At 46.8% G+C, this 19205-nt stretch carries 16 protein-coding genes; 11 read left to right on the top strand and 5 right to left on the bottom strand.

What is annotated here, in order from left to right:
- Positions 1-69 precede the first annotated feature (69 nt).
- From ACN0S4_RS05625 to ACN0S4_RS05605, 5 genes are read left to right on the top strand one after another with little or no spacing between them, the layout of a single operon-like run.
- Positions 70-1137, top strand: coding sequence for an alpha/beta hydrolase (locus tag ACN0S4_RS05625; RefSeq protein WP_417656733.1), 1068 nt, complete (start codon positions 70-72; stop codon positions 1135-1137).
- Between the two features lie 32 nt (positions 1138-1169).
- Positions 1170-2273, top strand: coding sequence for a ferrochelatase (gene hemH / locus ACN0S4_RS05620; protein ID WP_417656732.1), 1104 nt, complete (start codon positions 1170-1172; stop codon positions 2271-2273).
- The gene (locus ACN0S4_RS05615; RefSeq protein ID WP_417656731.1) at positions 2245-2472 is read left to right on the top strand and encodes a hypothetical protein; all 228 of its coding nucleotides are present in this window, start codon (positions 2245-2247) and stop codon (positions 2470-2472) included. Before hemH ends, ACN0S4_RS05615 begins: the two co-directional genes overlap by 29 nt.
- Positions 2465-3940 (top strand): phospholipase D family protein, encoded by a 1476-nt coding sequence (locus ACN0S4_RS05610; RefSeq protein WP_417656730.1) that lies wholly within the window; start codon positions 2465-2467, stop codon positions 3938-3940. The genes ACN0S4_RS05615 and ACN0S4_RS05610 overlap by 8 nt, the downstream gene beginning before the upstream one ends.
- Before the next feature lie 11 nt (positions 3941-3951).
- Complete coding sequence (locus ACN0S4_RS05605; RefSeq protein ID WP_417656729.1) at positions 3952-5307, top strand: MBL fold metallo-hydrolase RNA specificity domain-containing protein; 1356 nt, start codon at positions 3952-3954, stop codon at positions 5305-5307.
- A gap of 4 nt (positions 5308-5311) precedes the next feature.
- Here the strand turns inward: ACN0S4_RS05605 and ACN0S4_RS05600 are convergent, their stop codons facing one another.
- A complete protein-coding gene (locus ACN0S4_RS05600; protein ID WP_417656728.1) occupies positions 5312-6703 on the bottom strand; it encodes an SLC13 family permease in 1392 nt (463 codons plus the stop codon).
- Between the two features lie 113 nt (positions 6704-6816).
- Here ACN0S4_RS05600 and ACN0S4_RS05595 point away from each other — a divergent pair, with 113 nt between their 5' ends.
- Positions 6817-8853, top strand: a complete 2037-nt coding sequence (locus ACN0S4_RS05595) for a BCCT family transporter (RefSeq protein ID WP_417656727.1) — start codon at positions 6817-6819, stop codon at positions 8851-8853.
- Here the strand turns inward: ACN0S4_RS05595 and ACN0S4_RS05590 are convergent.
- The 3 genes from ACN0S4_RS05590 to ACN0S4_RS05580 all read right to left on the bottom strand — a co-directional run bounded on the left by ACN0S4_RS05590 (position 8843) and on the right by ACN0S4_RS05580 (position 13470).
- Positions 8843-12358 (bottom strand): EAL domain-containing protein, encoded by a 3516-nt coding sequence (locus tag ACN0S4_RS05590; RefSeq protein WP_417656726.1) that lies wholly within the window; start codon positions 12356-12358, stop codon positions 8843-8845. The genes ACN0S4_RS05595 and ACN0S4_RS05590 overlap by 11 nt on opposite strands.
- 69 nt (positions 12359-12427) lie before the next feature.
- Positions 12428-12877 (bottom strand): GNAT family N-acetyltransferase, encoded by a 450-nt coding sequence (locus ACN0S4_RS05585; protein ID WP_417656725.1) that lies wholly within the window; start codon positions 12875-12877, stop codon positions 12428-12430.
- A 5-nt stretch (positions 12878-12882) separates the two neighbouring features.
- The gene (locus ACN0S4_RS05580; protein WP_417656724.1) at positions 12883-13470 is read right to left on the bottom strand and encodes a YceI family protein; all 588 of its coding nucleotides are present in this window, start codon (positions 13468-13470) and stop codon (positions 12883-12885) included.
- A gap of 188 nt (positions 13471-13658) precedes the next feature.
- Between ACN0S4_RS05580 and ACN0S4_RS05575 the strand changes: the two genes are divergently transcribed.
- The 4 genes from ACN0S4_RS05575 to ACN0S4_RS05560 all read left to right on the top strand — a co-directional run bounded on the left by ACN0S4_RS05575 (position 13659) and on the right by ACN0S4_RS05560 (position 17024).
- Complete coding sequence (locus ACN0S4_RS05575; protein ID WP_417656723.1) at positions 13659-14165, top strand: fasciclin domain-containing protein; 507 nt, start codon at positions 13659-13661, stop codon at positions 14163-14165.
- Between the two features lie 101 nt (positions 14166-14266).
- A complete protein-coding gene (locus ACN0S4_RS05570; protein ID WP_417656722.1) occupies positions 14267-14848 on the top strand; it encodes a TetR/AcrR family transcriptional regulator in 582 nt (193 codons plus the stop codon).
- 9 nt (positions 14849-14857) lie between these two features.
- The gene (locus tag ACN0S4_RS05565; protein WP_417656721.1) at positions 14858-16063 is read left to right on the top strand and encodes a GGDEF domain-containing protein; all 1206 of its coding nucleotides are present in this window, start codon (positions 14858-14860) and stop codon (positions 16061-16063) included.
- Positions 16064-16145: 82 nt separating this feature from the next.
- On the top strand, positions 16146-17024 hold the full coding sequence (locus tag ACN0S4_RS05560; protein WP_417656720.1) for a mechanosensitive ion channel domain-containing protein: 879 nt from the start codon (positions 16146-16148) through the stop codon (positions 17022-17024).
- On the opposite strand, the gene ACN0S4_RS05555 is transcribed toward ACN0S4_RS05560, so the two are convergent.
- Entirely contained in the window at positions 17021-17395 is a 375-nt protein-coding gene (locus ACN0S4_RS05555; protein WP_417656719.1) for a YchJ family protein, read from the bottom strand. The genes ACN0S4_RS05560 and ACN0S4_RS05555 overlap by 4 nt on opposite strands.
- 314 nt (positions 17396-17709) lie before the next feature.
- On the opposite strand from ACN0S4_RS05555, the gene ACN0S4_RS05550 reads away from it, so the two are divergent.
- Positions 17710-19200 carry a SulP family inorganic anion transporter gene (locus ACN0S4_RS05550; protein WP_417656718.1) on the top strand — a complete coding sequence of 497 codons (1491 nt, stop codon included), beginning with the start codon at positions 17710-17712 and terminating at the stop codon, positions 19198-19200.
- The last annotated feature ends 5 nt before the right edge of the window (positions 19201-19205 follow it).

The following is a 19205-nucleotide window of genomic DNA, read 5'->3' as shown; positions in this document are numbered from 1 at the left end:
CGATTCTATTTCAGTATACTCGACCCATACCAGACAAAGCAGTACGTGCAATAACCGCGGGATGAGAGCATGGCAAGCGATTGGCTTGAAATTAGAGCAGGGCGGCAAGCCTATGAACGGATTCAGGAAGAGGGACTTCGGCCCAACTCTATTGAACTGCTGATGGGAGCGTCTGGCGGCCCCAAGTGGTTTATTTTACAAGGGCTTGATCGGTATTTGTTTGGTGATTTTTTTGCGAATCGGCAACAACCGTTAGACTTGCTAGGAACCTCTGCTGGTGCCTGGCGATTTGCCAGTTTGGGGCAGTTGGATCCAGTTGCCGCCAGTGACTTATTCGTTCGGTTATACAGTTCGCAAACATACAGCGAAAAGCCGGATGTAAAAGAAATTACTGATGAAGCACGCAGGCTCCTGCATGAGTATGTGCCGGATGCACAAGTTGACGCTATCCTGCAACAAGATCGATTCCGTCACCATATGATTGTCGCACGATGCAACGGTTTGACCGCGGTCGAAGGACGTCGTCAATTACTTGGTCTACTCGGTTCCGCTGCAGCAAACACCGTGAACCGTCGCTGGCTTGGACGGTTTTATGAGCGAGTCATCTTTCATCATCCGCAGTCTACTGCTGCCTTTAGTCGCGGTTGGCAGGATATGCCTACGTCGTATGTACCATTGAGTCCGGATAATTTTAAAATGGCGTTGTTGGCGACGGGCTCCATTCCAATGGTGATTGCCGGTGTTGAAGATATTCCTGGAGCACCGCCGGGCATGTATCGTGACGGTGGTATTACGGATTATCATTTTGACGTTGATTTGAGTGCAGTGGACGGCCTGGTGCTGTATCCGCATTTTCATCGTGAAGTGGTGCCAGGCTGGTTTGATAAGCGCTTAACATGGCGGCGAACCACAGGAAAACACTGGCCCAATGTGATCTTTATGACGCCGAGTCGCGAATTTATTGAGTCACTGCCCTATGGCAAAATTCCAGACCGTACCGATTTTGCCAAGTTGGATGCGCAAACGCGTTTTGACTATTGGACGAAAGCGGTTGAGCAAGGGCGACGAATGGCTGAGCAATTGCACGAATGGATTGCAACCGATGCCATTCGGGAAAAAACGAAATTGTGGCTGTAGTCCATGTATTCACTGATGTTTAAGGAACAATAATGGCGTACCAAGGTAGTCCCAAATTTACTCACCATCAACGCGATAAAATTGGCGTGCTAGTCACGAATTTAGGAACTCCAGACGCACCAACGACATCAGCTTTGCGCACCTATTTAAGACAGTTTTTGTCCGATCCTCGAGTCGTCGAAGTCCCTCGATTACTCTGGTGGCTTATTTTGAATTTGATCATTTTGCGGATCCGACCGCGGCGTTCCGCTGCCGCATATCGCACCGTGTGGACCGAGCGGGGTTCACCGCTGCTGTATCACACTGCTGATCAAGCTGCAGGTATTCGAACTGCGTTAGAGCGTAAGTACGGCGACGACGTGGTGGTCGAATTTGCGATGCGGTATGGCAACCCGTCCATCTCTAAAGGATTACAATCCTTGTTTGACCAGGGTGCGCGTAAGTTAGTGGTGTTGCCTTTGTATCCACATTACTCAGCAGCAACGACTGGATCAACATTCGATGCCATTGCACATGATTTTACGCAACGTCGCTGGTTACCAGAGTTTCGTTTTATCAATCATTACCACGACAATCCTGCCTATATTAAAGCGGTAGCAACCAGTATCCAGCGCCATTGGGACGAGCATGGTAAGCCACAAAAGCTCATCTTGTCGTATCACGGAGTACCACTCAAATATCTTCTGAAAGGTGACCCGTATCATTGCGAGTGTCACAAGACATCTCGTTTGATTGCTGAATATTTGGGATTGGAAAAAGATGACTATATGACCACATTTCAATCGCGCTTTGGTCGTGAGGAATGGTTACAGCCTTATACCGACGAGACACTGAAGCACTTGCCTGAAAAAGGAATTCATTCGATTCATGTGGTGTGTCCGGGTTTTTCATCGGATTGTTTAGAGACCATTGAAGAAATTGGTGAAGAAAACCGTGAGTACTTCATGGAAGCCGGTGGGAAAGAGTACAGCTATATTCCAGCCCTCAACGCGACGCCTGAACATATTGACGTTTTAGTGCAATTGATTGAAAGTAATCTTCAAGACTGGCATCTTGATCATAATGAAGACCAGCGTCACGCATTAGCCAGTGCTATGGAGACGGAGCATGACCAAAGAAAAGGACGATCCAAATAACGCACGAGACCGCACTTATGCGGTATCGGCGAATCGGCATCGAGCTCAACATAAACTGCGCTATGTTGAAATGTCTGCTGCTGCCGAAAATGGTGAATGTCGTCTGTGTAAAGGCGCTATCGTTCCACAAGAACCTGGCGAAGGTGATGCCGATTTAGCCGCACGAGAACAGGCGAATACTCCAACAAGTCATGATTAAACCAGTCGCTTCAGACTTGGAACGTTCATTACAAGCGGCTGCGCGAGCCGCTTCTCAAGCCCATCCTGATGAAACTGGAATCTATTTACTGGATGATGGGCAGGATGCCTTTGCGGCACGCATGTTGTTGGCCCAACAAGCCCAGCATACTCTCGACATTCAATATTATATTTGGCGCCACGATCGAACTGGGACTCTGCTCTTTGAAGCAATCCATGCTGCGGCTGAACGTGGGGTTCGTGTGCGGCTGCTATTGGATGATCACAATACGGCCGGAATGGATCCTCTTCTGATTGGTTTGGAGAGTCACCCCAACATTCAGGTTCGGTTATTTAATCCGCTCCGTATTCGCTGGCCGCGCGCGCTCAACTATCTGACCAATTTCAATCGCGCCAATCGGCGTATGCACAATAAAGCGTTTATTGCCGATGGCAGTGTGTTGATTAGTGGTGGACGTAACATCGGTGATGAGTACTTTGGTGCAGCTGATGCACTCTTATTTGCAGATTTGGATGCACTCATGGTTGGTCAGGCAGTGCAGCAAATCCATGAGGAATTTGAGGATTATTGGCAGAGTCCGGCTACCATATCGGTGCGTAAGTTATTTACCTTGCGTAAGCCCGAACATTTGGATGAACTGTCGAAGAGAGCGCAAATTGTAGAACAGGATCCAGCCGCACAAAAATATGTCCAAGCGATTCAGCGATTACCGTTATTGCATGATCTGATGCATCGCCGTATTGAGTTTACTTGGGCGCAAGTTGATGTAGTTAGTGATGATCCGGCCAAAGGACTGGGGCAGGTGCATGGACGTGAATTGTTGTCAAACCAGTTACAAAGCGCGATTGGTATTCCCAAACGTCAACTGACACTGGTTTCTCCTTATTTTGTTCCGACTCTAGCCGGCTTCGTAGAATTGCAAAAGTTAGCGCAGGCTGGCGTAGAGATGACCATTCTTACCAACTCGTTGGAGGCAACCGACGTTGCTATTGTCCACGCAGGTTATGCAAAGTGGCGCAAAGGCTTACTTAAGGCTGGTATTCGATTGTTTGAATTACAGCGCCAGACTATTCTGTCGCCACGCGCGCGAAGAAAAGAGCGGCGGGAAAGGCTCAAAGGTAAAGAGCGAATTGGTCAGGCGGCGTCGAGTCTGCATGCGAAAACCTTCACGGTTGATAAGGTTCGCGTGTTTATCGGTTCCTTTAATTTTGACCCGCGTTCCATGCAATTGAATACGGAGTTGGGTGTTGTCATTCACAGTCCTTCGTTGGCTGAGCGAATTCATCAACGTTTTCATGAGGAAGTAGCTCGGTATGCTTACGAACTCAAATTAAATGGAAAGCGACTAGAATGGTTGGAGTTTCTTGGTGATAGCACGATAACCCATACTCGTGAACCTGGTGCCTCTATTTGGCGGCGGCTGAGTTCGGTGGTATTGAGTTGGTTACCCATTGATTGGTTGCTTTAAGGAATACGCGAATGCGATTAGTTTATTTAGGCGGTGCGGAGACGGTTACGGGCTCGAAATACCTGCTGGAAACGGCATCGACGCGAATCTTGGTAGATTGCGGTTTATTCCAAGGCTATAAGTGGCTCCGGCAACGCAATTGGCAACCGCTACCATTGGGAATTCAGGATGTTGATGGCATCGTACTGACCCATGCGCATCTCGATCATTCGGGCTTCATTCCCGTGCTCTACAAGCATGGATTTCGGGGCCGCATCTATACCCATCAGGCTACCGCAGACTTGTGCGGCATCTTGTGGCCCGATAGTGGACGTATTCAAGAGGAAGACGCAAAATTCTATAAAAAACATGGGTTAAGTAAACATGCAAACCCTGAGCCACTATACGATGAAACGACGGCAAAGGCGGCACTCGAATTGCTAGAGCCGGTGGCGTTTGATCAATCGTTTCAAATTGGTGATATTGGCGTCGTACTGCAGCCAGTCGGCCATATTCTTGGCGCGGCGAGCGTGATAGTAACTGCTGAAGGGAAGCGCATTGGATTTAGTGGTGATGTGGGGCGGCCTGACGATATTCTGATGAAAGAACCCAGACCACTCCCTGAAGTCGACTATTTATTGCTGGAGGCTACCTATGGCAATAAACGTCATGCTGTAGAGGATGCTTGGGAGCAATTGCAAGCAGTGGTTTTAGAGACAGCGCAGGCGGGCGGTGTATTAATGATACCAAGCTTCGCGGTCGGCAGGGCTCAACTGTTGCAGCACATGTTGACTGAACTCATGGCGCAAGGACGAATTCCTAAGTTGCCGATATTTTTAGATAGCCCGATGGCCATTCGGGCATCATCAATTTATCAACGGCATCATGAGTATCATCGATTGTCGGCGGCACAGTGTGATGCAGCAGAGAGTCAGGTGACCTACTGTCACAGCGTTGACGAGTCCAAGGCGATTGCCAATCAACATGGTCCGCACATTATTATTGCCGGTAGTGGTATGGCGACAGGTGGACGTATCTTACACCATTTTAAGCGTTGGCTGAGTGACCATCGCGCTACAGTGTTGTTCTCTGGACATCAGGCTGGCGGCACCCGCGGCGCAAAAATGCTCCAAGGAGCGGAGCGAATTAAGGTGCATGGCGACTGGATTGAAGTACGCGCCAAACTGCGTCAGCTTGAGGGGTTATCCGGGCACGCGGACTTTGTCGAAATTGGTGATTGGTTGGCTGCGAGTCAGCTACGTCCTGGAACGAAAATACAACTGGTCCACGGCGAGCCTGATGCACTAGAGTCACTTTCGGATTACCTGAAGCAGAAGACTCCATTTGACCTTACCATAGCACCTTATATGGGTGTTGAGCATTGGTGAACCTTTAGACGAACAGCATGACAATAATGGTTGTTATGACCGCTAATATAAGATTCAAAGCCATACCCTCGCGAGCCATTTCGCGAACCGTCAATTGATTCGACGCGAACACGATGGAGTTCGGAGGTGTCGCGACAGGTAAACAAAAAGCACAACTGCAAGCAATGGCTGCTGGAATCATCAGCAATTCAAGCGGCAGTTGGAGTGCAATAGCCGTAGCGGCCATAACCGGCATCAGTAAAGTTGCTGTAGCTGTATTGGACGTTACTTCGGTTAAAAATGAGACTCCAACAGCAATGATGAGAATCAGCAACCACGTCGGTAGTGCTTGTAAATTCGCGATGGCCTGGCCTAACAAATCACTCAAGCCACTTTGAATGAAGCCTTGAGCAAGAGCAATACCACCCGCAAACAACAATAAAATACCCCAAGGTATGCTGCTGGCAGCCTCCCAAGTCAATAATGGTGCGCGGTCTTGGTCATGCCATGCAAAAAGCGCTAGAACGCCAAGTAATGCGATTGTGGCATCGCCAACCATTGTTAATTCAAACCAGTCGGACCAACCACCGAACGGAGCCGTACGAGTAATCCACAGAATAATGACGGTTCCAAACACGGTCAGCACGCGGTATTCCGATGAGCGCATCGACCCCTCGCTGGTTAGTGTGAGTTCGACCTGCTGAGTAATGTTGCGAGTAAGCCACCAAGCCATGATGGGGATACTCACGATGACCAAAGGTAATCCGATGGTTAACCAGCGAGTGAACCCAAACGGAGTACCCGTATAGGTTTCATAAACGGATGCAAAAATAAGATTCGGCGGTGTGCCGACCAAGGTGGCGATACCGCCAACCGAAGCCGAATAAGCCAGACCGAGCAGAAGCGCAAGTTGAAAGGGTTTATCGTTGCTGCAATCGGCTAAAGCTAGGGCCACCGGTAAAAGTGCTAATACGGCGGCCGTGTTGGAAATCCACATAGAAATAAATGCTGTGGCAAGCATGAAAGCAAAAACCATACGTTTGCCATCAGTACCACCGATAGTTCGCACCATGGCAAGTGCAATACGACGGTGTACACCACTCATTTCTACCGCTTTAGCGAGCATAAAAGCACCCATGAAGAGCACAATTATCGGGTTGCCGAGGGCAGCGGATGCCTCATTAACGGAAATAATCGAACCCAGCGGGAGCAAAACAAATGGCAGTAGGGCGGTGACCGGAAGGGGTACCGTCTCGTTGATCCACCACCAAGCAACCCAAACTGTAGTCGCTAACGTCCACGCTGCGGCAAAAGGAAACTCTGCAAGGATGTAGGCGAGCAGGAAACTTATTCCTGCCGCTATAGGGCCTGCAAGTCGCTGTAATGACCATAACGCTGCTCTTGATTCTAGTGCCACTGGCTACTCCAAATTCGACTTATGTGCCGATGACTTTGCGTTAGAATCACTCTTGTGGTTTGAAAATTCAAGCATTTATGCCTAGGGTTATGAAAACCTAAAAGGAGAACAACATGGCTGAAGTTGAGTCGAAACCTAAGTGGCACTCTGCAATTCTCATCCCTGTCTTTGTACCTGCCGTTGTGGTTATCGCATTATTTGTCATTGGTACGCTATCCAATCCCGAGCGTGCGGGTGAACTCTTTAGTGATGTGCTGGCGTGGATAACCGCTGATTTTGGTTGGTTCTACATGCTTGCGGTTGCTATTTTCTTAGTATTTATCGTCATTATCGCGTTATCGAAGTGGGGCCGAATAAAGTTGGGACCCGATCATGCTGACCCGGAATATAGCTTTCCTGCGTGGTTTGCGATGTTATTCTCGGCTGGTTACGGTATCGCTTTATTGTTCTTCGGTGTGGCAGAACCTGTGCTGCATTACGCAAGTCCGCCGGTCGGTGCAGCTGAAACCGTTGATGCTGCTAAACAAGCTATGCAAATAGCCTATTTCCACTGGGGTTTTCATATTTGGGCTATTTACGGGTTAGTCGGCTTAGTTTTAGCTTATTTTAGTTTTCGTCATGGCTTACCGCTATCCATGCGCTCGACTCTATATCCACTCATTGGTGAGAAAATCCATGGTCCGATGGGGCATGCGGTCGACACTTTTGCCATTCTCGGCACTATGTTCGGTATCGCCACAACATTGGGTTTGTCGGTGATTCAAATCAACGCTGGACTTAATTATTTATGGCCAGCTATTCCAGTTGGTACCGCCGTTCAATTGATTGCCATTGTCGTCATTACTTTATTGGCAATTGTTTCCGTGGTGGCTGGTTTGGACAAGGGCGTCAAGCGATTGTCTTTTGTGAACATGGCATTGGTACTGATTATTCTGACATTCGTATTTATAGCCGGTCCGACCGTTCATATTCTTGAAACCTATTTACAAAATACTGGCTCCTATTTGAGCAACATTGTTGAACGTACTTTCAATCTCCAGGCTTACACGCGCAGTGATTGGATTGGCAACTGGACACTATTTATCTTTGGCTGGACGATTGCCTGGGCACCATTTGTGGGTCTCTTCATTGCGAAAATCAGTCGCGGTCGAACTATTCGTCAGTTTGTTCTGGGCGTGATGTTAGTGCCGACGTTCTTCACTTTCTTCTGGTTTGCGGTGTTTGGTGATACCGCGCTGCATATGATCATGAATGATGGGTATACCGCACTCATCGGTGAGGTTCAAAACAATGAAGCCATTGCCTTATTCAAATTGTATGAACAACTGCCGCTGACCAATATTTTGTCTTTTTTAACGGTCGTTCTGATTGTGACGTTCTTTGTAACATCGTCAGACTCAGGCTCTTTGGTTATTGATTCCTTGGCCTCGGGCGGGAATCCGAATACGCCTGTTTGGCAGCGGGTGTTTTGGGCAAGCTCAGAAGGTTTAGTTGCCGCTGTACTGTTACTTGCTGGTGGGTTGGGTGCATTGCAAACCGCATCCATAGCCAGCGCTTTGCCTTTTGCTGTGATTATCTTAATTGCAGCCATAGGCATGTGGCGAGCGTTAGTGATTGAAGGACATCAGTATTCGAGTTTGAAAAGCGCGATGAGGACACATCGTCGAGGTATTGACGCCGGTCCGTCCTACTGGAAAAAGCGTTTAGCTGGAATTATTGAGTTTCCCGATAAAGGAGAGGTAGAGAGTTTCATCAAGAACCGCGTCATCAATTGTCTGGGCGACGTAGCTACAGAAATGAAGGATACCGAGTGGCAACCACAAGTCAATTACGAAGATGAAAACGGTCGAGCGATTCTGACGTTAAAGAACTCGGAAGGAGCGGATTTCTTTTACGAAGTACGATTGCGTGAGTATCAACGTCCACAATTTACGGTTAACCCCCGCAATGATGATAGCTATTATCGTGCTGAGGTGTTCTTAAGACAGGGCGGGCAAGCCTATGACCTGTATGGATACGAAAGCAGTGATATTATTAATGATGTGATCAATCAGTTCGAAAATTATCTTCACTTCATGCATATATCTCCCAACAGTTTACCGTGGGACTTGAGTAAGCATGATGATGAACTCAAGTCGGCTAACGACTAGCCGACTTGAGAAATTCGACTAATTGGTCAAAAGGCATAGGGCGCGCGAAATAATAGCCCTGGCCTAGCTCGGCGCCGAGCTCCAACAATGTTTGTTGTTGCTCGGCGTTTTCAATTCCTTCGGCAACCGTAGTGATACCTAGTTGTTTAGCCATCGCGATAATCCCGCGTGTAATAGCTTCGTCGCTTTCGTGTGAGTGGATCCCCTGAGTAAAGGCTTGGTCTACTTTCAATTTTGTGACCGGCAGTTGTTTTAGGTAGCTGAGCCCAGAAAAGCCAGTACCAAAATCATCCAAAGCTATCTGCAGGCCGCTTTGGCGAAGTTTGCGTAGCAATGCTATTGCATAATCAGTATTGTCCATCAGAACACTTTCAGTCAGCTCTAATTCAATAGCCTGTGCTGAAAGCTCATGGCGATGAAGTGTTTCCATGATGTAGTCTAGGAACTCGGCACGGTGAAACTGCAGTGCTGAAACGTTTACTGAAACCGTTAAATCACCAAACTCTTGTAATCGTTTACTGTCGCGACAAGCACGATCTAACGCCCATTCGCTTGCTGGTATAATTTGACCAGTAGTTTCCGCTAACGGAATAAAATCTGCTGGTGATACATTTTTACCGTCTGCTAGTTGCCAGCGCATTAAGGCTTCCACACCAACAACTTTGCCTGTTTCAAGTTGATAAATAGGTTGGTAGTGGAGATCGAGCTCTTCGTTATCTAAGGCTTGCTGGAACTGACTGCGCAGCACGACATCGGCTTGGAAACGCGCACTAGTTGCCGCGGAATAAAACTGAAAGTGGTTGTGGCCGTATTGTTTGGCTCGGGTCATCGCAATATCGGCACGTTGAATTAGCTCCAGTGGATACTTCACATCCGGTTCATAGAGCGCAACACCAATGCTAGCTGTTAAGTATATCTTTTGCCCAGCGGTGACATCGTAGGGTTCGCCGATGCTGGTTAAAGCCTCAAATACTAATTCGGTTAACTCTGTGATTTTTTGAAGGTGGCTAATGACCACCACGTATTCGTCACCACCGAACCTAGAGATGACTTCTTGATGACAAAAGGTTCTCTGTAACCGGCGTGCTACTTCAATTAAGATCGCATCGCCGACTTCCAATCCGAGGGTGTCGTTTATTGGTTTAAAACCATCCAGATCGATAAAGAGTGTCGCTAGAATATTTTCATCAAGATCTGAACGGTGTTGCTTCACTAGTTCGGCGATGGCGGTCTCTAGCGTATTTCGATTAGCGAGACCAGTTAACCCATCGCGTGAGGCGTTGTAGGCTAACCTTTCTTTATTGGCTACTTGCTGAGATACGTCGTGTTGCACGCCAATGTAGTGGGTCACAATGTTCTGTTCATTGCGAACAGGTGAAAGGAAAAGCTCGTTCCAGAATCGCTCACCAGACTTGCGATAATTGATTAATTGGACCCGAACTTCTTCTTGTCGTGAAATAGCATGTCGTAATGCTTGCACAGCTTCGGGGCTGGTTTCTGAACCCTGCAAGAACCGACAATTCCGGCCGATTACATCGATTGCTTGATAGCCAGTCATCCGCTCAAAGGCTTTGTTGACGTAAACGATTGGAAAGTCATTTTGAACTGCATCGGCAATCACAATACCGTTGACACTATGATCAACGCTGCGTTGCAATAATTGCAGCCGTTCATCTTGTTGTTTGCGCTGAGTGATGTTCTTCGCGATACCATAGGTGCCTTTGACTTCACCATCGACAACAATAGGTAGGTTAATAATGTCTAAATCCAGATGAGTTCCATGTATGTCTCGACAACGTGCCTCATAGCGATGCGAACGACCAGACAAAACATCTGTAAAGATGCCAACAATACGTTCTAGGTCATCATCTTCGACAAATTGTCTAAAGTGCACACCGATAATAGTTTCTGCTGGTGTATCTAGGAGTTCTTCTACCGATTGATTAACCGCAATGAAATTACCTTCAGGATCGAGTGAAAAAACTGCATCGGGATTCTGCTCAAACAAACTACGATAGCGTTGTTCACTGGTCTTAAGTGCATGCCTCTGGGTGCGTAAACGTCTTTGGATATGCTGCAAACGCCCGCTATGAAGTTGTAATTGGCGGTTTTGTTCGTACATCAGCATAAATAGCAAACTGAATGTGAGCCCTAAAAACGCAATTACTATTCGCAGATTTGCATTGGCCACGAGGTCATCGAAACTATATAACGATGCAAAAAGAAGTAGAGAAGGACCTTGCGGCAGTGTCATATTCGTTTCCGCTAGGCGTAGCTCATTTCTGTGGTATGGCTTGGATTCGTCGAAGCTAGTCACGACATTGGTCGACAGTTGAATATAAATCTTTAGCGACTCAGGCAGCATCCGAGTATCTGGATTTAATAGTCGATTAAAATCGAACATGGCTAATAGATATCCAGTGGATTGGTCACTGTAGTCTATCGGCAAAATCATATACGCAAGTGGTGTCGATGAGCCGCGAAAGGTTGATTCTGGAATAAAAAGTTCAGTAACTGGATGAGGCTGATTCAACCAATTTTGAACTTCTGGAGACCCAAAATGGACACTGATAGTGTTAGTCCTTTCTTTCCCCTGATGCCAGCGACGTTGCCGATCCTGGTCTAACAAACTTAGGTTGAGTAAGTGCGGTATATCGCGCAGATAAGCATCTATATCATTCTTTTGCGTATCATCAAGCATGTTGATGTTATTTGCTTGCCAGCGTTCTGTCATACGCTCCATTAATTGGATATTTACTGCGACCATTTGCTGTCTTGCATGAGCAATCTTATTGAGATCAGTCTGGGCGTGAACTTGAACGGAGCGAATATTTTCGTAGCTCAGGTAGTACCAAGTTCCGCAGGTTAGAAATACAGCAATAAAACCTAACAACATGGCTTTCGGGCTGGGGAACGCGATCAACTTGGTCGGAATTATCGACACCAACAACAGCGAAATGCTGACGAGAAATATCACAAGCCCTGCAATACTTGTTACTGCTGGGTGAGGGCCCAATACCATGAAGCCGTTGGGGATAATGTGCAGCACTAAAAATATACCAGCGACCGCGAGCATGAGAAGTGATAGAACTCGTTGCCATAGTCGCTGCAACCGATGTTCAGGCGACATCGCAAGGCAGGAACCGAGAACAATAAAAAGGATAGCAACTGGTGGGTAGAAGTAGGCATCCATTCGAGACAACCAACCCAAGAAGAAAATATGGTTGATTGACAATGTGACTAATAAGCTGTGCAGCGCTAATAAACAAACTAACACTGCAGCAACCAGTTGCACCTTACGCCATTTAAGGACGATTGCTGCTAAAGCGACACTCACTGTAAGTGCAACGACACCGGAAGTTGTGGAGATCACTCGCTCAAAGGCCGTTTCGGGCTGAGTCCACCAATTCATGGCAAGCCCAATCAGACCAATAACGAATGTGGCGCTGATGGATGCGAATAGACTGGCTGTAACAACGTGCGGGTTAATACGTTGAATTAGCATGTTTAATTGTTATTTTTTTATGAAAGTAATTTGACTATAGAATCAAAGGGCTAACAGCGTCAATGCAAATTATCGAAGTGTCCACGTGAGCAACAAACGATCTTCACCGGGTCCTAAATAGTCGGACTTAGCGGCGATTAATTGAAAGCCATGATTAAGATAGAGTTGTAGTGCCGATTTATTATTGGGAGCAACGGATAAATGCACTTTATGAATGGATTGAACGCCTCTACAGTGACTCTGAAAAGATGTAACTAAATGTTTACCGAGACTGAGCCCTCGTGCAGATGGTGCAACCAACAATGACATCAACCACAACTCTGATTCATTGTCACCCGGTGCAGCGAGCAAATAGCCAAAGATTTGATTGTTATCTTCTGCACACCAAAACCACCGCGGCCACTGAGACAACGCTTGATAAAAAAAAGCTGACGGGTAACCGTCAGCTCCGTATTGCTCTAATTCGATAGCCGTAATGGCTTCGATATCATCTCTCTGCACGAATCGAATATTGGTCATTGTGATTAATCAAGTGTCAATTGCACCGAGAAGGTGACTGGCACGACCAAATCAATTGAATTTAGTCCTGCAATGGTTCGTAACTGCTCGACACCGTCACTGAACTTGAATGTATTCGCGCTAATCAAAACGGGTGAGGTGGTAGTCACAAGCAGTTCATCGGCGTCCAATCGAGTGACTTGAAGATTAGCTTCAACCTTACCGGTAGTTCCTGCCAAAAACACGTCAAGGTCAACAGTCAGAGGGAGGGTAGAGCCTGCCGGGATTGCATCTACTGACGGCATATCGAGGTCACTGGTGACGGTGATGGTCGAATACTCTTCACTGTTAAAGATATGCTTCAACATGCGTTCGTTCCGAATTGGAATTTGCGTATCAATTGACGCCACCGGAATGGACACTTCTAATTTGCCATCAGTTACGGCACCACTCAAATCAGTAAAACGATGTGTTTCTGCAACAGTTTCGTTTTTCACTGAAACAAAATTTAAGACCGAGCTGTCCGCATTGATGCGCCAGGTGTCAGCGTGCGCGGTTGCAATACCCATACTTAAAAGTGCGCTTAAACTTGCTGTTACCATTAGTTTTTTCATACTAAACCTCCTGTTTTCATTCACTATTAGCAATACGGTATCAACTCTATTGATGATCACATTTGCTATGTTAGTTGCATCTTTACAAATAATTAGCACACCAAATTAAACTTGTTGTGATGATTCGGCGTATTCCTTACCGAGCTAGGCAAATAGCTTAGTTATTTTTCACAACGAGGAGATTTACGATGTTACGTTCAATTAAAGTAGTCGCTACGGCGTTGCTAGCGGGTTTCATCGCTACATCAGCCTTTGCTCACAATCACGGTAAAAAAGCTGATGACATTGTAACTATCGCTAGCGGTGATGCACAATTCTCAACTTTGGTTACTGCAGTGCAAGCAGCTGGCCTTGTCGAAACTTTACAAGGTGAAGGGCCTTTCACCGTATTCGCGCCAACCAATGATGCGTTTGCAAAGCTTCCAGAAGGAACAGTTGAAAACCTGCTCAAGCCAGAGAACAAAGCGCAGCTGCAAGCTGTCTTAACTTACCATGTGTTGGGTTCAAAAGTCATGAGCTCAGACATCGCTGGTAAAGAATTATCAGTAGCAACAGTGCAAGGTGAAGAAGTGGCCGTAGACGCAACTGATGGTGTAACCGTCGGTGGCGCTAACGTCATCAAAGCAGACATCAAAGCAAGCAATGGTGTAATTCACGTGATTGATACGGTCATTTTACCGCCGTCAATCCAGTAATTTATACTGATTGCCTGAAAAGCCCACATTTTTGTGGGCTTTTTTCTTGAAAAATCGAACATTCGTTCTACTCTTGAGTATATTTTGACCAAGGTGAACGCATGCCCAAACTAGCCGCCGAAGAATTAACCAAACGAAAACAGCACATTCTTGATGCAGCAGCTCGCTGTTTCTCAAAGAGAGGTTATTATCACGCAACCATGCGCGATGTACTCGCCGAGGCTAAACTGAGTTCGGGTGCGGTTTATCACTACTTTCCCAGTAAAGAGGCTATTTTGGCGGCGCTCGCGCAAGCCGACAGTGAAGCTGTTACGGCAAGAATCCGGTCCAATGATGTACGAGCTGACCTCAAAAAGCTTATTCGTCTGTTTTTTGGGGATATCCAGCAAGCTCATGCCCAGCAACTGGGAATTATGATGTTATCGATTGCCAGTGAAGCGTCGGTTGATTTAGAACTTCAGGAGCAATTTAAACAGCAACGACAACAAATCAAGGCGGCCCTCGTTGATTTTCTGCAAATTTATTACCATGCTCGGAAGCTATTTCTAAGCCCCCGTCAAATTCGAGCTCGCGCAGAAATACTGAGTACGGTATACAATGGTTTATTGGTTGCGATTGCAGTGAATGATGCGCCCAATAGTGCAACTTTAATCGATGAATTAGCAATAGCGTTAGCCAAGTAGGGAATCACTATGGTTGAATTCCGTTTAGATATTATGACCTTGTTAGTGTTGCTGATACTTGGCTACTTAATGCTTGCCATTTTATTGATGTTGCATGAGTCACCGGTGACATCGAAACGAGCTGTGCGAGTCTGGACTTTAGCGCAGTCGTTGAAAGCGGTCGGCGCATTTGGTGTGTTAGTTGCTTTTACGCTCGACAATACGCCCATACGAATTGGTTTTAATCTCTTTTTAATTTTTGGCTTTGCCCTCGAGTTTGCCGCATATCAGGTCTACACCAAACATCAACGCCCCTATTTAATCCCGCTATACTTGGGTACTGTCGCTTCCTTAGTGTTTCTTGCGGGTAGTTTTTTCGAAGGCCCTTGGCAGGGTCAATATTGGGCTGCCACAGCGGCAGTATCCTTTGGTGTCATGTCAGCTGGTGCCGCGTATGTGCTGTTTCGTTGGAGTACCGTACAAACCCATCGGTCGGCGTACGTGGCTATTCTGATAGCCGTGAATTTCATGAACTTCGTTATTTCTGCCATTCGAGCTTGGTATGCCGTGATTATTGACGGGCATAATTTTGTCACGCCGGTGCTCACCAATGAACTGATGTTCTTATGGAATTATGTGTTGTTGTTGCTGAATGGGATTGGCTTCATTCTGCTATTAAAAGAGCAGTCGGACCGACTGATGGCTGATTTAACCATTCGCGACCCCTTAACAGGATTATTCAATCGACGTCATTTCGACACCGAGTTAAAGCTCGAAATTTCCCGCTTTGAACGAGGGCAAAGTTCATTTGCGTTAGCCATGATTGACCTCGACCATTTCAAACAAATTAACGATATGCATGGTCATCAAACCGGTGACTGGATATTAACGGAGTTCGGTCAGTTCATGCAGAAACAATGTCGAGATATCGACATTTTTGCGCGGATCGGTGGCGAAGAGTTCGCATTGATACTGCCCAATGCATCAATGGCTCAGGCGAAAGAAAAATTGGAAAGTTTGCAGCATCAACTGACCAATCATGAATTCGTTCATCGTGGCAAACGTATTCGTATTACCTTTAGCGCCGGTGTTACTGATTCCAACTGCAGTCATGAGTTCGATGGGTTAATGATGCAAGCGGATGATGCACTTTATGAGGCTAAGGCAAATGGCCGTGATTCAGTTTATGGGTGGCGATTCTCAAATCCAAGTGAATTGGCCGCCGCAAGTGAATAAATGCTAGTGTCGCTATTCTTTCCGATCGCGGCACTGTGCTAGAGTTGCTACTATTCTCACCGAACTGATTTGATAGTAGGTCATGGCAGACTTTTTTAATAAATTACTCCAGAACATCACCGTTCCCGCGCCTTATCTTGGCATGCTGATCAGCTCAGCTGTGCTCATTCTCGTCGTTATTATTTTACGTGCGATGCTGTGGCGTTTCATTCGGCGTAGTGTGCAGTCGAGCGAAATGCGGCGCCGTTGGTTGACCCAAATTCGCAATGGTTTGCTATTGCTTATGATTCTTGGGCTGGTGATGATTTGGGCTCATGAACTGCGAACCTTGGCACTCTCAATTGTGGCGATTGCGGTCGCTTTTGTGGTGGCAACGAAAGAGCTGATCTTGTGTTTAACCGGTTCGCTTATTAAGTCGGGGGCACGCTCGTTCACCATTGGTGATCGGATTCAAATCAAAGATTTTCGTGGGGATGTGATTGACCAGAATTTATTAGCTACAACGATACTAGAAGTTGGTCCGGGTAAGCTCACACATCAACGCACCGGCAGAATGATTGTCGTGCCGAACGCGCTCTTTGTGTCTGAACCGGTCGTGAATGAGAGCTATACCCATGATTATGTGTTGCATGTATTTACGGTGCCGTTTAAACGAGAGGAAAATTGGCAACTCGCGCAACAAGTTTTGTTAGAGGCCGCACAGAAGCATTGTTCGCCTTATCTTGAGCAAGCGCGTAAATACATGCGTCGAATGAGTGATCACAGTGGTTTTGAAATTCCATCTGTCGATCCGCGCGTGACCTTACAAGTACCGACAGCTGGGGAGGTGCATTTAATTGTTCGCTTCCCGGCTAAACAAACGCAACGCAGCTTCATTGAGCAGCAAATTTTGACGGATGTGTTTACGCAACATGATTTAAGCGCTACGAAGAAACCGATAGGCAATAGTGAGAACAGTTAGCGAATTTTGCCATCTACATAGTACCAACGGCCGTCGATACGCTCGAATTCAGATTCTTCCTCAAGCATGTCGATGGCTCGACCTTCGCGGTAAAATGCCCGAAAATGAACGGTGCCATGGTCATCTTGCTCTTGTGCAGAGATGATCTGTAACTGCACCCATTCCGGATTGTCATCTAATTCAAAGTCATGCCGACGCATTTTGGGATGCCATGTTTGAAACAGATAGTCCGCATCATCGAGTGCGAAGGCGCTGTAGCGGGAGCGCATGAGCGCTTCCACAGTTGGCGCTACGGCACCATTATGATATTTACCACAACAGTCCTCGTATTCGAGTTCACTGCCGCATGGGCAAGGGTCTTGAATAGTCATGATATCCGTATCTCCATGATGTGAGACTGATAAAACGTTACTAGCGATTTTGAATGTAAACCAAAAAATTTCTGCCGTATACTTTTTATACCGTGCGCTTTGATTTGAACCGTCTGCCAGATTGCGGTAGGATGCGCGCCTTCTTATGTAGAGAGATGCAATGTTTCAACTCACGCCACCCTAGTTGTTCCCCATCTAATTAGCATGTCGCCCCGACGTGTGATTGCTTGTGCGCGATTGTGTGCGCCGTTGTGTAAGAAAGCCCAGTACTGACTATCTTTAATTTTATATTCATTCGTAGAAGTGATTAGACAATGTTGAAAACAATTCAAAACCAATGGTTTTCGAATATCCGTGGCGATCTACTCGCCGGAATGGTTGTTGCTCTGGCTCTCATTCCAGAGGCCATCGCATTTTCGATTATCGCAGGCGTCGATCCGAAAGTAGGGCTCTATGCCTCGTTTTGTATCGCAATGATTATTGCGTTTGTGGGGGGCCGACCAGGCATGATTTCCGCCGCTACAGGAGCTATGGCATTGCTCATGGTGACCTTGGTGCGCGAACATGGTCTCGAATACTTGCTTGCTGCAACGTTGTTGACGGGTGTTCTTCAAATTTTTGCGGGCTACCTGAAACTCGGTAGTTTGATGCGATTCGTGTCTCGTTCAGTGGTTACTGGTTTCGTCAATGCTTTAGCGATTTTGATCTTCATGGCTCAATTACCAGAGCTCACGAATGTCACTTGGCATGTTTATGCCATGACAGCGGCAGGTCTCGGGATTATCTATCTCTTTCCGTATATTCCCCTTATCGGCAAGCTATTACCATCACCGCTCATCTGTATTGTCGGGTTAACTATCGTCGCCATCTGGTTTGGTATTGATATACGTACTGTCGGCGACATGGGTGAACTACCCGACACACTACCTATATTTTTATGGCCTGATGTTCCACTAACGCTCGACACCTTGATGATCATCTTCCCGTATTCTGCGGCTTTGGCGGCAGTAGGTTTACTCGAATCCATGATGACCGCAACCATTGTTGACGATCTAACGGATACTACAAGCGACAAGAATCAAGAGTGTAAAGGTCAAGGTATCGCCAATATTGGCGCTGGTTTGCTGGGTGGTATGGCAGGTTGTGCGATGATTGGTCAATCGGTGATTAATGTGAAATCAGGTGGCCGGACACGACTATCAACATTCTGTGCCGGCTTATTCCTGATTATCCTTATTCTGGTGGTCGATGATTGGTTGAAGCAAATTCCGATGGCAGCACTCGTTGCAGTCATGATTATGGTCTCGATTGGGACCTTTAGTTGGGATTCTATTCGCAATCTGAAGAAGCATCCGTTATCGACCAACATCGTGATGGTGAGTACGGTTGTTGTCGTAGTTGCCACCCACAATTTGGCACTTGGTGTCGGCGTTGGAGTATTGCTCGCTGCTATGTTCTTCGCCAATAAAATTGGTCATTTCATGCATATCTCATCACATATCAATGACGATGGAACCGAGCGTCAATACGATGTTATCGGACAGGTTTTCTTTAGTTCTGCCGACAAATTTGTCGAAGCCTTTGATTTTAAAGAGGCCGTGGATAAGGTCATGATTGATTTAACTCGTGCACATTTTTGGGATATCACTGCGGTAGCCGCACTTGATAAGGTTGTGATCAAGTTCCGTCGAGAAGGCGCTGAAGTTGAAGTGCGCGGTCTAAATGAGGCGAGTGCCACTATTGTCGACCGTTTTGGTGTTCACGATAAGCCCGATGCGGCAGACCGCATCATGAGCGGCCACTAATAAGG

Origin of the sequence: Pseudidiomarina aestuarii (assembly GCF_048263735.1) — a bacterium.
Lineage (GTDB): Bacteria > Pseudomonadota > Gammaproteobacteria > Enterobacterales > Alteromonadaceae > Pseudidiomarina > Pseudidiomarina aestuarii_B.
The sequence above is the reverse complement of the archived record's forward strand: the minus strand, read 5'-3'. Positions and strand labels throughout refer to the sequence as shown.

Coding starts and splice junctions, on each gene's coding strand:
- ACN0S4_RS05625 (WP_417656733.1), top strand. CDS start 70: ATGGCAAGCGATTGGCTTGAAATTAGAGCAGGGCGGCAAGCCTATGAA.
- ACN0S4_RS05575 (WP_417656723.1), top strand. CDS start 13,659: ATGTTACGTTCAATTAAAGTAGTCGCTACGGCGTTGCTAGCGGGTTTC.
- ACN0S4_RS05615 (WP_417656731.1), top strand. CDS start 2,245: ATGACCAAAGAAAAGGACGATCCAAATAACGCACGAGACCGCACTTAT.
- ACN0S4_RS05555 (WP_417656719.1), bottom strand. CDS start 17,395: ATGACTATTCAAGACCCTTGCCCATGCGGCAGTGAACTCGAATACGAG.
- ACN0S4_RS05610 (WP_417656730.1), top strand. CDS start 2,465: ATGATTAAACCAGTCGCTTCAGACTTGGAACGTTCATTACAAGCGGCT.
- hemH (WP_417656732.1), top strand. CDS start 1,170: ATGGCGTACCAAGGTAGTCCCAAATTTACTCACCATCAACGCGATAAA.
- ACN0S4_RS05550 (WP_417656718.1), top strand. CDS start 17,710: ATGTTGAAAACAATTCAAAACCAATGGTTTTCGAATATCCGTGGCGAT.
- ACN0S4_RS05565 (WP_417656721.1), top strand. CDS start 14,858: ATGGTTGAATTCCGTTTAGATATTATGACCTTGTTAGTGTTGCTGATA.
- ACN0S4_RS05570 (WP_417656722.1), top strand. CDS start 14,267: ATGCCCAAACTAGCCGCCGAAGAATTAACCAAACGAAAACAGCACATT.
- ACN0S4_RS05585 (WP_417656725.1), bottom strand. CDS start 12,877: ATGACCAATATTCGATTCGTGCAGAGAGATGATATCGAAGCCATTACG.
- ACN0S4_RS05560 (WP_417656720.1), top strand. CDS start 16,146: ATGGCAGACTTTTTTAATAAATTACTCCAGAACATCACCGTTCCCGCG.
- ACN0S4_RS05605 (WP_417656729.1), top strand. CDS start 3,952: ATGCGATTAGTTTATTTAGGCGGTGCGGAGACGGTTACGGGCTCGAAA.
- ACN0S4_RS05590 (WP_417656726.1), bottom strand. CDS start 12,358: ATGCTAATTCAACGTATTAACCCGCACGTTGTTACAGCCAGTCTATTC.
- ACN0S4_RS05595 (WP_417656727.1), top strand. CDS start 6,817: ATGGCTGAAGTTGAGTCGAAACCTAAGTGGCACTCTGCAATTCTCATC.
- ACN0S4_RS05580 (WP_417656724.1), bottom strand. CDS start 13,470: ATGAAAAAACTAATGGTAACAGCAAGTTTAAGCGCACTTTTAAGTATG.